The organism is Sphingobacterium sp. UDSM-2020 (genome assembly GCF_016132525.1).
In the GTDB taxonomy this organism is placed as follows: domain Bacteria; phylum Bacteroidota; class Bacteroidia; order Sphingobacteriales; family Sphingobacteriaceae; genus Sphingobacterium; species Sphingobacterium anhuiense.
In genome coordinates this window covers 755,570-769,375 of the sequence record NZ_CP066166.1, presented here as the reverse complement: position 1 = coordinate 769,375, position 13,806 = coordinate 755,570, and the positions used below count along the sequence as shown (strand labels likewise).

Annotated in this window: 12 protein-coding genes; 4 read left to right on the top strand and 8 right to left on the bottom strand. The window is 33.8% G+C overall.

Going from position 1 to position 13,806, the window contains the following annotated elements; translation table 11 throughout:
- Positions 1-45 precede the first annotated feature (45 nt).
- From JAZ75_RS03240 to JAZ75_RS03230, 3 genes are all read left to right on the top strand, one after another.
- The gene (locus tag JAZ75_RS03240; RefSeq protein ID WP_132772346.1) at positions 46-534 is read left to right on the top strand and encodes a hypothetical protein; all 489 of its coding nucleotides are present in this window, start codon (positions 46-48) and stop codon (positions 532-534) included.
- A gap of 7 nt (positions 535-541) precedes the next feature.
- A complete protein-coding gene (locus JAZ75_RS03235) occupies positions 542-1,087 on the top strand; it encodes an HAD family hydrolase (protein ID WP_132772344.1) in 546 nt (181 codons plus the stop codon).
- A 138-nt stretch (positions 1,088-1,225) separates the two neighbouring features.
- Entirely contained in the window at positions 1,226-2,233 is a 1,008-nt protein-coding gene (locus JAZ75_RS03230) for a LacI family DNA-binding transcriptional regulator (RefSeq protein ID WP_208700217.1), read from the top strand.
- A gap of 74 nt (positions 2,234-2,307) precedes the next feature.
- Here JAZ75_RS03230 and lpdA (JAZ75_RS03225) read toward each other — a convergent pair whose 3' ends face one another.
- Positions 2,308-3,696: a dihydrolipoyl dehydrogenase gene (lpdA, locus tag JAZ75_RS03225; RefSeq protein ID WP_132772342.1), complete on the bottom strand. Its 1,389-nt coding sequence runs from the start codon at positions 3,694-3,696 to the stop codon at positions 2,308-2,310.
- Between the two features lie 253 nt (positions 3,697-3,949).
- On the opposite strand from lpdA (JAZ75_RS03225), the gene JAZ75_RS25940 reads away from it, so the two are divergent.
- On the top strand, positions 3,950-4,243 hold the full coding sequence (locus tag JAZ75_RS25940) for a DUF3817 domain-containing protein (protein ID WP_232789346.1): 294 nt from the start codon (positions 3,950-3,952) through the stop codon (positions 4,241-4,243).
- 18 nt (positions 4,244-4,261) lie between these two features.
- On the opposite strand, the gene JAZ75_RS03215 is transcribed toward JAZ75_RS25940, so the two are convergent.
- From JAZ75_RS03215 to JAZ75_RS03185, 7 genes are all read right to left on the bottom strand, one after another.
- Positions 4,262-4,666: an acyl-CoA thioesterase gene (locus JAZ75_RS03215; RefSeq protein WP_021188803.1), complete on the bottom strand. Its 405-nt coding sequence runs from the start codon at positions 4,664-4,666 to the stop codon at positions 4,262-4,264.
- A gap of 66 nt (positions 4,667-4,732) precedes the next feature.
- The gene (gene lpdA / locus JAZ75_RS03210; RefSeq protein ID WP_021188804.1) at positions 4,733-6,139 is read right to left on the bottom strand and encodes a dihydrolipoyl dehydrogenase; all 1,407 of its coding nucleotides are present in this window, start codon (positions 6,137-6,139) and stop codon (positions 4,733-4,735) included.
- A gap of 162 nt (positions 6,140-6,301) precedes the next feature.
- The gene (locus tag JAZ75_RS03205) at positions 6,302-6,838 is read right to left on the bottom strand and encodes a plastocyanin/azurin family copper-binding protein (RefSeq protein WP_208700215.1); all 537 of its coding nucleotides are present in this window, start codon (positions 6,836-6,838) and stop codon (positions 6,302-6,304) included.
- A 43-nt stretch (positions 6,839-6,881) separates the two neighbouring features.
- Complete coding sequence (locus tag JAZ75_RS03200) at positions 6,882-8,486, bottom strand: response regulator (RefSeq protein WP_021188806.1); 1,605 nt, start codon at positions 8,484-8,486, stop codon at positions 6,882-6,884.
- Complete coding sequence (locus tag JAZ75_RS03195) at positions 8,486-9,061, bottom strand: chemotaxis protein CheB (RefSeq protein ID WP_021188807.1); 576 nt, start codon at positions 9,059-9,061, stop codon at positions 8,486-8,488. Before JAZ75_RS03195 ends, JAZ75_RS03200 begins: the two co-directional genes overlap by 1 nt.
- A 129-nt stretch (positions 9,062-9,190) precedes the next feature.
- On the bottom strand, positions 9,191-10,000 hold the full coding sequence (locus JAZ75_RS03190) for a CheR family methyltransferase (protein ID WP_132843750.1): 810 nt from the start codon (positions 9,998-10,000) through the stop codon (positions 9,191-9,193).
- A gap of 12 nt (positions 10,001-10,012) precedes the next feature.
- On the bottom strand, positions 10,013-13,447 hold the full coding sequence (locus JAZ75_RS03185; RefSeq protein ID WP_208700213.1) for a response regulator: 3,435 nt from the start codon (positions 13,445-13,447) through the stop codon (positions 10,013-10,015).
- Between the last annotated feature and the right edge of the window lie 359 nt (positions 13,448-13,806).

Genomic DNA, 13,806 nt, shown 5'->3' with positions numbered 1-13,806 from the left:
TATTGCTCATTATAACTTTATCGCTTAAAAAAACACTTTATTCTGATGAAAAAAAGAATACTAATAACCTTTGGAACTAGAGGGCTTGGGCAACGTATTGCAAAGCTATTAGGGGATGAATTTGAAATCTTTTTTGCGAGTTCTGAGGAGATTCCTTCACTGTTATTAAATTCAGGCAAGTATTTTAAATTGCCTGCGGGGTTAATGCCAACCTATGCTCACGAAGTATTAAAAATAAGTTTAGATCATCAGATTGACTATGTCCTGCCTTTGGGTGGTTATGAATTTGAACCTCTAGCCGTGGCCAAAATATTATTTGAAGAATATGATATTAAGGTAATTGTTCCAGCTCAGGATGTTTTACAAGATTACTATGTGATTGAAAATCCACCAAAAGAATTATCACTTGCTTTATTAGTTGATGGTAAGTCATTGATTGATGATTTTACAACCGAACATCCTGGATTGGATGGTTTGTTTGTGGTATCGGATTCAGGTGATGATTTTGCCTTATGTGCTGTTTCAAAAGATTAATTGTTTTATGTTAAGATATCAAGATTTCCCAACGGATAAAAAGGTATTTATTTTTGAACTGGATGACGTTATTTATCCAAAACGGGACTATTTATTACAGGTATATTATCTTTTTGCTAATTTTCTTGAATTTACAGAGACCTTTCCTCCTCAGGCTGATTTGGTTACATTTTTTAAGAATCATCTAGATAGTCAAGGAGAAGATATGATCTTTGAACATGCTGCCGAAGTTTTTCATTTTGATTTAAAGTATAAAGAGCATTTCGAAAGATTATTTGTTAATGCTGTTTTACCCGTTAAATTATTGATGAAAGATGGTATTCCAGAATTATTAACAGCTATTGTTAATGCAGATAAACAGATCTGTATTTTGACGAAAGGGAATCCGCTTATGCAGTTGAATAAAATAAAACATATGGAGTGGGGGCCTTTGGCATCTAAATTAAAGGTTTATTTTGTGGATGAGTTAAAATTCCGCAATTTGGAGCCTCTCGATTATATAGCTGATGAGCTACAAATAGCTAAAAATGATTTTATATATCAAGATTGTTAGTTTTTCGATTTAGCCATTGATTATCAGTTGTTTAAATTTATGTAATTAATTGCTTTTTTCTAAAATTAAACTCTAATTCTAAAAAATATGCTAAAAAATGTTATATTTATCAGAATGTAAATTTAGTGAGATTCGACTATGAGTATACAAGGAGATAAACCAACAACAATTAAGGAAATAGCGAAGAAGCTGAAAATTTCACCCTCTACTGTATCTCGAGCGTTGAATGACCATCCAAGTATTGGATTAGTGACGACCATGCGTGTGAAAAAAGTTGCTGAGGAATTGAATTATGAGCCTAACCAAACGGCGATATTTTTTAAGCAACGCAAAACTTTTACAATCGGTGTTTTATTACCAAGTCTATCTGAACCATTTTTCTCTTCTGCAATTAGTGAAATTGAAAATGTTTCCAACGACCGTAAGTATACCGTGATCATGGGGCAATCTTTGGACGATGCCGAAAGAGAAGAGAGAATTTTGAAAACCTTTAAAAGCCATCGTGTTGATGGTGTTTTAATGTCAGTAGGTAAAAATACCACAAATCTTGAGTTTCTTGAAAAGCTAGAAAATTCTGGAACACCAATTGTATTCTTTGACTGTGTACCCGATATTCCTAAAATTAATAAAGTTGAAAGTGATCTAGCAACGGGTATGAACGAAGCTATTGATGCTTTCGTTGCTCGGGGTCATGCTAAAATAGCACTTATTAATGGTCCACAATTGCTTCCTGCAAGTGAAGAACGCAAAAATTCCTTTTTATCCGCTTCGAAACGTAATGGCTTGGACTATGATGAAAAGTATATTGTGAATACGGATTTAACGACTGAGGGAAATGAGGCTGCTATGGAGAAACTATATGCCTTACCGGAAAGGCCTACAGCAGTTGTGTCTTTTAATGACTTTGTGACTTTAGATGTTATGAAGGCTGCCCGAAACAGAGGTCTGGTTCTTAATCATGATATTCACTTTATTAGTTATGCTAATTATCCTCTCTGGAAATATATGGAAAATCCTCCAATGGGATGTATTGAACAATTTCCAGGAAACCAAGCTAAGAAAGCAGCTGAGATTTTATTTGAAAAAATAAATAATCCTGATCTTGCTCCACAACAGATTGTATTTAAGTCGAGATTGATTATGTGATCAATCTTTTAACATAAAATAGAAAGGGCTTATCATTATGATAAGCCCTTTCTATTTTATGTTGTCCGTTACCGTTATAAGTGTATCACTTCATCGTAAGCATCGGCACAAGCTTCCATAATAGCTTCACTCATAGTTGGGTGAGGATGGATCGCTTTAATCATTTCATGACCAGTTGTTTCTAATTTTCTTGCTACAACAATTTCAGCAATCAATTCCGTAACATTTGCACCGATCATATGAGCTCCTAAGAATTCACCGTATTTTGCATCAAAGATAACTTTTACAAAACCATCTTTTGCTCCAGAAGCAGATGCTTTACCTGAAGCAGAAAAAGGAAATTTACCTACTTTAACTTCGTAACCAGCTTCTTTTGCCGCTTTCTCAGTATAACCTACTGAAGCAATTTCAGGAGAACAATAGGTACATCCAGGGATGTTGTTATAGTCAATTGGTTCTACATGAAGACCTTTAATCGCTTCTATACATAAAATTCCTTCTGCTGAAGCAACGTGTGCAAGAGCTTGTCCTTTTACGATATCACCGATAGCATAAACGCCGTCGATATTTGTTTTATAATAATCGTCAACCACAACACGGCCACGGTCTGTTTTTACACCAACTTCTTCAAGACCTAGGTTTTCGATATTTGGCATGATACCTACTGCTGATAATACAACTTCAGCCTCGATAACTTCCATGCCTTTAGCAGACTTGATATTTACTTTACTTAAAGTACCTGAAGTATCAACAGATTGTACTTCAGATGAAGTTAAAATGTTAATGCCTTGTTTCTTTAAGCTTTTTTCTAATTGTTTTGATATTTCTTCATCTTCAACAGGAACGATTCTGTCCATGAATTCTACTACTGTTACTTTCGTACCAATTGCATTGTAGAAATATGCAAATTCGATTCCAATAGCTCCAGATCCAACAATCACAAGTGATTTTGGTTGTTTTGGTAATACTAATGCTTGTCTGTAACCGATGATCTTTTTACCGTCTTGTGGTAAATTTGGTAATTCACGTGATCTTGCACCAGTAGCTAAAATAGTATGTTTCGCGGTGTATTCTTTTGATGAACCATCTGCAGCTTTAACATCGATCTTACCACCGGTTTTAATTTTTGCAGTACCATTAATGACGTCAATCTTATTCTTTTTCATTAAGAATTGAATACCCTTGCTCATTCCATCTGCTACGCCACGACTTCTTTTTACAATAGCATCAAAGTCAGGCTCACCACCTTGTACATTAATACCATATTCAGCAGCATGATTTAAATATTCAAAAACTTGTGCACTTTTTAATAGAGCTTTCGTCGGGATACAGCCCCAATTTAGACAAATACCTCCTAAAGATTCGCGCTCGATGATAGCAGTTTTGAAACCTAATTGTGAGGCTCTAATGGCAGCAACATATCCACCAGGACCACTACCAATTACAATGATGTCGTAATTCATAAAATAATTATTGTGTAGTTGAATGCTCAATCTATTTCTGAATTTCTTGAGATTCAGAATAGCAAAGCTTATTCAAAAGTACGCATTTTTTCTGAATGTTATAAAATTGAGCGACATTATATTGGCAGATTTTAATAAGCGCACGTCATTTTAAAGATTAATATGTCAAAGGAAGGTCAAAGCATTCAGAAAAAATATCCATCTCACTAAATAATTCTATTTTTGGGATTACTTATTTTTAAATCAAGTTTTTATGCTCCGTATTTTTAGACAAATAGCACTTTGGGAAGCTGTTTCAACCATTTGTTTGTTTTTCTTTGCTATGCCGATGAAATATTTTTTTGAAACGCCCGAAGCGGTGAGAATTGCAGGCTCGATTCATGGCTTTTTTGTCGTCATATTTGTCATCATGTTGATCATGTGCACAGTAGAATATAAATGGAACTGGAAAAGACCATTGACTTATTTTGTCTTATCTCTAATTCCTATTGTAGGTTTCTGGGTAGAATTGGATGTGAAGAAGATTATTAATGGACAAAAGAAATAGAAAATAAAAAAGGATGATTTATTCATCCTTTTTTATTTTATCAATACCTACATAAGCATAAGTAATTTCGGTGCGTCCATGGGGTGTTGGTGTGCCTTCTTTATTAAGGTTGACAAAAACTAATTTGTCGATGGATAGAATTGTTTTTCTCGTAATTTTGTTGCGAACCTCACATCGCATCGTGATGGATGTTGTACCAAAATTAGTTGCTTCTATTCCTAATTCTATAATATCACCTTGTTGAGCCGAACTGACGAAATTGATTTCAGAAATATACTTCGTTACTACATGTGAATTGGCCAATTGCACAATTGCATAGATAACAGCCTCTTCATCAATCCATCTCAATAGGGTCCCCCCAAATAGTGAACCGTTAGGGTTTAAGTCTTCTGGTTTTACCCATTTTCTTGTATAGAAATTCATGTTTTATTTTGGGCTTGGTTTGTTGAAAAAGAAAGGGGAAAATTTTATTTTCCCCTTTTTAGTATTTTAAGCGTGAATTGCTCTATTCGAAGTTGCGGCTAACGCAGCTTCTTTTATTGCTTCCGTATATGTCGGGTGTGCATGGCAAATGCGACCGATATCTTCTGCTGATGCGCGATATTCCATCGCTACGACTGCTTCTGCAATCATATCAGCAGCTCTTGGTCCAATCATATGTACGCCAATAACTTCATCAGTTTCAGCATCAGCTAATATTTTTACAAAACCATCCGTATCCATCGAAGCTTTGGCACGACCAGAAGCTTTGAATGAGAATGAACCCGTCTTGTATTTAACACCAGCTTCTTTTAATTGTTCTTCTGTTTTACCTACAGAGGCAACTTCAGGCCAAGTGTAAACAACACCAGGAATTAAATTATAATCAATATGTGGTTTTTGACCAACAATGCTTTCTGCTACGAAGATACCTTCATCTTCTGCTTTGTGCGCTAGCATAGCACCTTTGACAACGTCTCCAATTGCGTATACACCTGGGACGATTGTTTCTAAATGATCGTTCACTGTGATTTTTTTACCTCTTTCTTCAACAGTGATACCGATATTCTCTAAACCTAAATTATCCGTATAAGCAGTACGTCCTACAGCTACGATACAGTAATCACCTTCTAATGAGATGATTTCACCTTTAGGGTTTTCAGCTGTCACAGTTACAGTTTTACCTTTTGAAGTTGCTCCTGTTACTTTGTGACCAGTATAGAACTCCATACCAACTGATTTTTTCAAAACGCGTTGTAATTCTTTACCTAAACCACCATCCATAGTTCCGATGATTGATTTTGCAAATTCTACAACAGATACTTTAGAACCAAGACGAGCGTAAACAGAACCCAACTCAAGGCCAATAACACCACCACCGATTACGATTAAGTGTTTAGGAATTTCTGTTAAATTTAAAGCTTCTGTCGAAGTAATAATTCTTTTTTTATCAACAGGTAAGAATGGTAAATAAGTAGGTTTCGAACCTGTAGCAATAATTACATTTTTACCTGTAATTTGCTCAGAAGTACCATCATCTTTTGTGATTTTAATGGTGTTCTTATCTACAAATGAACCAATTCCTTGGAAACTTTCAACTTTGTTCTTTTTGAATAGGTAAGTGATACCTGCAGTATTTTGATTGATAACATCGTCTTTACGAGCAATCATCTTCTTAATATCAACTTTTAAATTGCTTAAGCTAATACCATGTGCTTCGAAAGAATGTGCAGCATTGTGGTAATGCTCAGATGAATCTAATAAAGCCTTTGAAGGAATACAACCTACATTTAAACAAGTTCCTCCAAAAGTGTTATACTTCTCAATTACAGCAGTTTTTAACCCTAATTGTGCACAACGGATTGCTGCTACATATCCGCCTGGTCCACTTCCAATTACTATTACGTCGTATTGCATCTATTACGTTTTAAATGTTTGAGCAAATTTAGTCATAATTAACATTATAGGAAATCTATTTTGTTAAAAACGTGTATAAATTTGAAATAGTAGTCTCGTTATAATGTCATAAAAAAAGGCATCCCTATTTAAGGAATGCCTCATTGAAATATTTCTGAATGATTATTCTGCAACAATCTTTCCTTGCATTACACCGTAATGTCCTGGAAAGCTACAGATGAAATCATAAGTTCCTTTTTCTAACGTGAAGGTGATTTTATCTGTTTCACCTGGACCTAATAATTTTGTATGTGCAATTACAGAAGAAAGTGCTGATTTAGGTACATATTCATCTGCTTGAGCACCAGCTGCTTCAGCGCCAAATGTCGCTAGGTCAGTTCCTGGTTTTAAAATGACAACATTATGCCCCATAGATTCTTTAGGCATAGTACCAGCATTCTTAAAATTTAACTCAACGCTCGCTCCAGCTTTTACGCGGAATAGGTTTTTATCATATTTCATTGCATCATTACCTTCTAAAGCTAATGTATTAGAAAGCTCTACATTCTCAATTCCAGGGATTTTTTCTGTTTCTGTTTCAGCAACCTCTGGAGTTGTTTGTTCAGTTGTTGAACTGGTTTCTTTTTTCGTTGAATCGCCACCGCAAGAAGCAAAGGCTACTGCTAAGGCAATAACTGGTAAAACAAATAATTTTTTCATTATGTTAATTATATTTTTACTAAAAATAAGGAAAATATTGCTTTTAATTGTATTTTTTGCGTAACATTTTTTCTATCATTTCATGTAGGTGGTTTGGATCGAAAGGTTTTCCAATCACATTGTTCGCTCCAGCATCAAGAGCTTCCTGTTGTTCTGCCTCAAGCACAGATGCGGATATCGATATGATGAGAATATTCGAAATTGCTGGATTATCATGCTGTCTGATTCTACGGATAGTCTCAAAACCGCTCATAATAGGCATATGTGAATCCATAAAAATAATGTCAAAATCTTCACTTTCTACCTTTTCAAGTGCGGCTTTACCATTATTCGCAGTTTTAATTTCACAGTTCCAAGTTCTGAGGATATTAGCAAGCATGAAACTATTCAATTCATTGTCTTCTGCCACTAGAATTTTTAAATTATCGAAACTTTTGAGTTCTGAGTATAGTATTTTTTCAGGTTTAGACTTTGTGACTGCATTTGTTCTGTCAAACCAACAGTCAAATGTAAATTCACTCCCTTTTCCATAAGTACTAACAGCAGTAACTTTTCCTCCTAACAATATGGAGAGTTTTTTCACAATTGCTAAACCAAGACCTGTTCCTCCAAATTTTTTCGTGATTCCATCCTCACCCTGTTCGAATGCAAAAAAGATTTTCTCCAAAGAATGTTCCGGTATACCTATTCCAGTGTCGGTAACTTGAAATTGTAGGTGAAGTTTTGAAACATTGCTATCAATTAAATTGATATTTAAAGTGATACTGCCTTCTGCAGTAAATTTGAAACTATTTGATATGAAATTGGTGAGAATTTGTTTTAATCGCAATGGATCTGCTAAGAAAAAACTATCTATTTTTTCATCGATATAAATAGAAAAATTTAGACCTTGATGAATCGCTTTATGTACAAATAGATTTTTGAGGTCGTCTGTTATATCATGTACGGAGGTGGGTTCAATTTCTAGTTTCATCATTCCGGAATCAAATTTGGAAAGATCTAAAATATCATTTACGATATTAAGTAAATTGAGCGATGCACTATTTAACTTATTGACCCAATCTTGTTGTTCAAGTGAAAGCGGTGAGTTTTTTAACATTTGAGCGATTCCCATCACACCATTGATTGGTGTTCTAATTTCATGACTCATATTTGCTAGAAAAGTTTCTTTGGATTTTCGGGCTAATTCTGCCTCTTCCTTTGCTCGTATAAGTTCTTCTTTGGAGTTCTCTAAAGCCTGATTTTTTTCTTTAATCTCGTTTTGAGTTTGCACCTGCTGAATAAAGGATTTTACTTTAGCAATGGTGATTTCAGGACTTAGCGGTTTATAAAGGTAGTCGACAGCCCCACTATTCAATCCTTGAATGAGATATTTTTCCTCTTTAGATATAGCCGTAACCATGATGGCAATAATGTGGCTGGTTTTCGGATTATGCTTGATAAGCTCCACAAATTCGAACCCATTAATGTCTGGCATTTGTACATCAACCAATGCAATATCAATGTTTTGTTTATAGCAGATGCGAAGTGCTTCATTAGGATCTTGGCTACTGATAATATTGATACCTACAATATCATTTAATAATGCTGTAAGGCTAATGAGATTTTCAATTTTATCATCAACTATTAATAAGTTTATATTCTTCATTATACTAGTCCATTTAAATGATCAATGTACTTTACAATTTCTTCTGTTGTATAAATATGATGTTGAGCATGTAAATCGATAGCTGCTTGAGGCATTGTAGGAACTTCTGCAGAATCTGGATGTTGTACTATACATATTCCGCCCCTATTTTTAATTGCTAATAAGCCTTTTGCACCATCTTGATTCGCTCCCGAAAACAAAATTGCAATACAGTTCTCTTTATAAACTTCGGATGCTGATTCAAATGTGACATCAATCGAAGGCCTTGAAAATTGGACGGGTTCTGAATTATCTAATGCAAGTTTGAAATCAGGTTCTATCAATAAATGGTAACCAGGGGGCGCAAAATAAACCTTTCCTCCTTGAATCTGTTCTTTATCTTCAGCCGATTTAATTTGTAGGGCATAGTTTTTTTTTAAAACTTGCTCAAAATTAGATTCAAATTTTGGGTTACGATGAACGATTACAAGTATTGGAATCTGAAAGTTCTTCGGTATTGATTTTAATAGATTTAAAATCACACCAAAACCTCCGGCAGATCCTCCCAACAGTAATATTTTATTGCCCTTATTCATATACGGCTAATTTTTTTAATGCGTGTTCGTTTTAGTGTTATTATTAAGCTCGTTTATAGCGTTAATGAAATCTTTGTTATGTACTGGATCTCGCCCGCTTACGAAATAGCTTATTCCATATGATATTTCTTACGCTATTTTTTGATAGATATTGTTTTTTTTATCAATTAACTTGAATCGGTTTGCGTGCTTATAGTTGATTAGGGATTCTTTTGATCCTAAGCATAGAAATCCTAATTTGCACAAAGAATCATAAAAAAGATCAAGTACTTTTTCTTGTAAGTTAAGATCAAAGTAGATTAATACATTTCTACATGTAATTAATTGAAATTCATTAAAAACACCATCAGAAATTAAATTGTGAATAGAAAATAGTATATTTTTTTTTAGATCATTCTGAATGGTGGCTGCATCATACATCGCGGTATAATACTCGGATAAAGAATGTTCAGTTTTTGTTTTGATATAATTTTCGGAATACTCCTTAAGCTTTGTTAAGGTGTAAATACCTTTTTTTGCTTTTTCTATAACCTGCGAATTAATATCAGTACCATATATAAACGATCTGTTGAGTAAATTAGCTTCTTTTAGTAAGATAGCTAGGGAATAAACTTCTTCGCCTGTAGAACAGCCAGCACTCCATATTTTTATATGTGGATAAGTTTCCAGATAGGGGAACAGTTTTGTGGTTACAGATGAATAAAAGTCGGGGTCCCGAAACATCTCTGTAACATTTACCGTCATTTCTGGGATGAAATAATGTATAAAACCTTCTTGATTGATCAGATTTGATTTAAGACCAACGACATCCAGTTTATTAATGTCCATGATGCGGGTAACTCGTCTTTTTAAAGATGCTTTTGAATATCCAGAGATATCTAATCCATGGAAATTTTTTATGATTTCTATAACGTCGTCTAATTCGGAATAGTCTAACATATCTAATTCTATTTAACTAACCCAAACACGGATCAATGAAATTAATTTGTCAATATCAATAGGCTTACTGACATAGTCATTGGCACCCGCTTCGATAGCTTTTTCTTTATCACCTTTCATCGCTTTTGCTGTTATGGCAATGATGGGTAACTCCTGATACTTTTTATTTTTACGGATATTGGCAATGGCTTCATATCCATCCATAACGGGCATCATAATATCCATTAATACCAGATCAATGTTATTTTCTAGATTGAGAATATCAAGCGCTTCCTGACCATTATTGGCAATTTCAACATGAATATTTAAACTTTCAAATGCACTTGTCAATGCAAAGATATTTCGCATATCATCATCTGCTAGTAAAATTGTTTTGTTTTCTAATGTTTTTTCAAGTTGAAAATCATTTGCTTTATCAATTATCCTCGATTTATTTTCTGTTTTCTGGTCAATTTTATTCAGGAAAAGACGTACTTCGTCTACTAATCTGTCGTTTGACTTGGCAGATTTTAAAACCATAGCTTGTGAATGTTTTAAAATTCTGGTAGTCTGTTCAGAGGTCAATTCCATCGCCGTGTTGATGATGATAGGAGTTTCATTGTACGTCTCTAAGGATTTTATTTCGTCTAGTAATTCTAACCCTGATTTATCTGGAAGATTTAAATCTAAAATAATACAATCGTAATTATTCGCTTTATTCTTCAATAATTCAAGTGCTTTATTGGCATCATAGGCTTGATCTACTGTTAGTTTTTCATCTTTTAAACCATGTTTGATAAAATCGCTTTGTACTTTTTGGTCTTCAATAAGTAAAACTCTTTTCATAACATTCGAAAGCATGGATTGAATTTTTTCAAATGTCTTTTGAAGGGTTTTTTCAGAAACTGGCTTAGCCATAAATCCGATAGCTCCGGCATTGATTGGTTCATTATCCAAATACGTCCCTGCAGACATCATATGTACAGGTATTGAGGAGGTCTCCCGATTTGATTTTAAAACTTTTAGTACATTCCAACCATCAATTTTAGGAAGCATAATATCCAAAATAATCGCCTTTGGTCTTAGTGCCATTGCCTTTTCTAATCCTTCTTCTCCGTCATGGGCAAGTATGACACGGTAATGATATGCTTCGGCATAATCCTTTAATATTTCTGCAAAAATCAAATCATCTTCAATGATCAACAAGGTATTCAGGTCATCTGGGTTTCGAATTATATCTTTATTTTCTGGTAACAGTATTGAATCATCGGTTTCAGTGGACGAGATTATTTTTTCAGTATGTTCCTCATTAGATTTAAGCGTTTGAATAGTACCGGGCGCGGTGCGTAGTGGCAATGTAAACATAAAGGTGCTTCCGACTCCGATTTCACTCGATAATGTGATTCGACCACCTAGTAATTTTGCAGTTTCTCTACATATTGATAATCCTAAACCAGTTCCACCATACTTGCGGCTTGTAGAACCATCTTCTTGTCTAAAAGCTTCGAATATGAGTTTTTGTTTATCAGCAGCAATGCCAATTCCAGAATCGATAACTTTAAAAGTAAGTTCATCACCCTTAGTTATACCAATATCAAGTGTTACATTTCCATTAGGATTGGTGAATTTGAAAGCATTTGATAGTAAGTTTTTCAAGATCTGCTGGATCCGATATTCATCCGAATAAAAATGAGTAGGCACATCTGGAGAAAGAGCTATCTTGAAATTGATTCCTTTGTCTTCCGCAGTATTCTTGAAGAAATTTAAGATATAATCGATGAGATCTTTGTTGTCAATGTTCTCCTGTGCCAGTTCCACTTTGCCCGATTCTATCTTAGCAAGATCAAGTAAGTCATTGATTAAATGAAGTAAATCAGTGCCTGCATTATGGATCACACTGGCATATTTGATTTGTTCACCAGTTAGATTGTCTAGTTTATTATCTTGTAATAATTTTGCTAATATTAAAATACTATTTAAAGGTGTACGCAGTTCATGGCTCATGTTTGCCATGAATTCCGATTTGTAATTAGAGGCTGATTCAACCTCTTTGATTTTTAAAGCAATGTTATCTTTTGCTTTTTCTAATTCATTATTCTGCTCCTGTAGTAATTTAGCTTTTTCATCCAGTTCATTATTTGTTTGTACAAGCTCCTCTTGCTGTACTCTCAATTCCTCTTCGGATGCTTCTAGCAAATTCGTTTTATAACTTAATTCCTCATTCGTTGTTCTCAGTTCCTCCTGTTGCGCTTCTAATTCTTCCGTTTGTTGCTGTAATTCTTCATAGAGTTCCGCCATCTTTGAATGCGCTTGCGCAACTTTCAAACTAACAGCTAATATTTTGCTAACGCGGTGTAAATATTCAATATTTTCATTCTTTTTGTCTTTTGGACATACTAATTCAATTATACCAATAGATTGTTCTTCATATACGATCGGAATAAGATAGAGATTCGTTTCAAATTGATCAATTAACGAAGACGCAATCTGATATTTGTTTGCATTTACATCGCGAATGATCGTTAATTTTTGATTATTAATCACATCACTGAGTATCCCATCTCCTTCTGAAATAAAAGTTTTAATAGGGACATCTAATGGGATTCCTTTATTTGCTAATAGGGAAAAAAGGGTACTATTTTCTTTTTTGACATATACTGTACCAGCAAGAGAGGAAGTCGTTTTACAGATATTATCGAGTCCTATCGTTGCAATTTGTTTTTCATTAAAATCGCCTCGAAGGTTGTGGTCTAAAGTGTTGATGTTATTTAAAATAGAGTTGTCTTGTTCAACTTTAGAGGTTAATTTTAAAAGGGCTGTATTGGACTTCTTTTCATCAATTATACTCTTTTTTAATGTTTTAAAAACATTAAGAACAATGATGAATATATAGATCATGATCGCTAGACCCACAAAAACTAGAAAGTAAGTTAAATACCTGATATTTTCTAATCTATCTGTTGATTTTTTAATTAAATCTTTTCTTTTATCGATTAAGTCTTTGGAGATTATAGAAATCTGATTTTGAATATCAGCTCGTTTATTGTTTACATTTAGCGCTTTAAATTTGTTTTCCTTACTTAACGAGATGGCTCGCTCGAAGTCATAGAAATCTAAAATGGTATTTTTTAAATTATTTAGCTTGTTAGCATCAAATGTATAGTAGCTGTCCTTCTTGCTTAAGTTTTTTATAGTTTCAAGGACCACAGTTATTTCACCAGCATAGGGTGCAAATACACTTGCATTTTTTTCTGTATAAAACTTAAGTTTTGCATCATTTACTCGGGCAACACTATTCTTGATATTATCGATAAGATCAAACTTTGCTTCTGCTTTTTGTATAAGGTCTTGTTCATGAGCCGTACTTTTATCCAATTGGATGAAAAATAATAACGATGCCGAAAGTATGATTAGAAATGAAAATATAATTCCAATGATGAGTTGTTGTTGAAAACGTAGCTTTTTCATCTTGATATAAGAGTAATATTTTTTGATAACACGTTAAAATAATACGCTAATTGACATTAGAGTAATAGCATAATAATTTTCTGATTTCTTTTGATTCCTTTTTTATCATTCAAATGCGTCAAAGAAAGCTGTTCTTTAGCGTTTTTCAATAATTTTTAAGGGAAAAGTGGCAAATTAGAAATCAATGCTAGTTCTAAGTAAAAGTAGTAAAAAAATGAGGAAGTACTCGTAGTTTTTGAGGTTAATATTTGGAAGTTGAGTTTGGTTGGATTTTACTTTATTTACACTTTTTGAATTGTTTTGGCTCATGTTTGATCATTATTTGATATCTTTAAGACAATTACTATTTAATTAATCTA

What these genes read in the sequence shown, in the direction of transcription:
- JAZ75_RS03230 (WP_208700217.1), top strand. Translation starts at nt 1,226, where the DNA reads ATGAGTATACAAGGAGATAAACCAACAACAATTAAGGAAATAGCGAAG.
- JAZ75_RS03215 (WP_021188803.1), bottom strand. Translation starts at nt 4,666, where the DNA reads ATGAATTTCTATACAAGAAAATGGGTAAAACCAGAAGACTTAAACCCT.
- lpdA (WP_132772342.1), bottom strand. Translation starts at nt 3,696, where the DNA reads ATGAATTACGACATCATTGTAATTGGTAGTGGTCCTGGTGGATATGTT.
- JAZ75_RS03190 (WP_132843750.1), bottom strand. Translation starts at nt 10,000, where the DNA reads ATGTTAGACTATTCCGAATTAGACGACGTTATAGAAATCATAAAAAAT.
- JAZ75_RS03185 (WP_208700213.1), bottom strand. Translation starts at nt 13,447, where the DNA reads ATGAAAAAGCTACGTTTTCAACAACAACTCATCATTGGAATTATATTT.
- JAZ75_RS03200 (WP_021188806.1), bottom strand. Translation starts at nt 8,486, where the DNA reads ATGAAGAATATAAACTTATTAATAGTTGATGATAAAATTGAAAATCTC.
- JAZ75_RS03195 (WP_021188807.1), bottom strand. Translation starts at nt 9,061, where the DNA reads ATGAATAAGGGCAATAAAATATTACTGTTGGGAGGATCTGCCGGAGGT.
- JAZ75_RS03205 (WP_208700215.1), bottom strand. Translation starts at nt 6,838, where the DNA reads ATGAAAAAATTATTTGTTTTACCAGTTATTGCCTTAGCAGTAGCCTTT.
- JAZ75_RS03240 (WP_132772346.1), top strand. Translation starts at nt 46, where the DNA reads ATGAAAAAAAGAATACTAATAACCTTTGGAACTAGAGGGCTTGGGCAA.
- JAZ75_RS03235 (WP_132772344.1), top strand. Translation starts at nt 542, where the DNA reads ATGTTAAGATATCAAGATTTCCCAACGGATAAAAAGGTATTTATTTTT.
- lpdA (WP_021188804.1), bottom strand. Translation starts at nt 6,139, where the DNA reads ATGCAATACGACGTAATAGTAATTGGAAGTGGACCAGGCGGATATGTA.
- JAZ75_RS25940 (WP_232789346.1), top strand. Translation starts at nt 3,950, where the DNA reads ATGCTCCGTATTTTTAGACAAATAGCACTTTGGGAAGCTGTTTCAACC.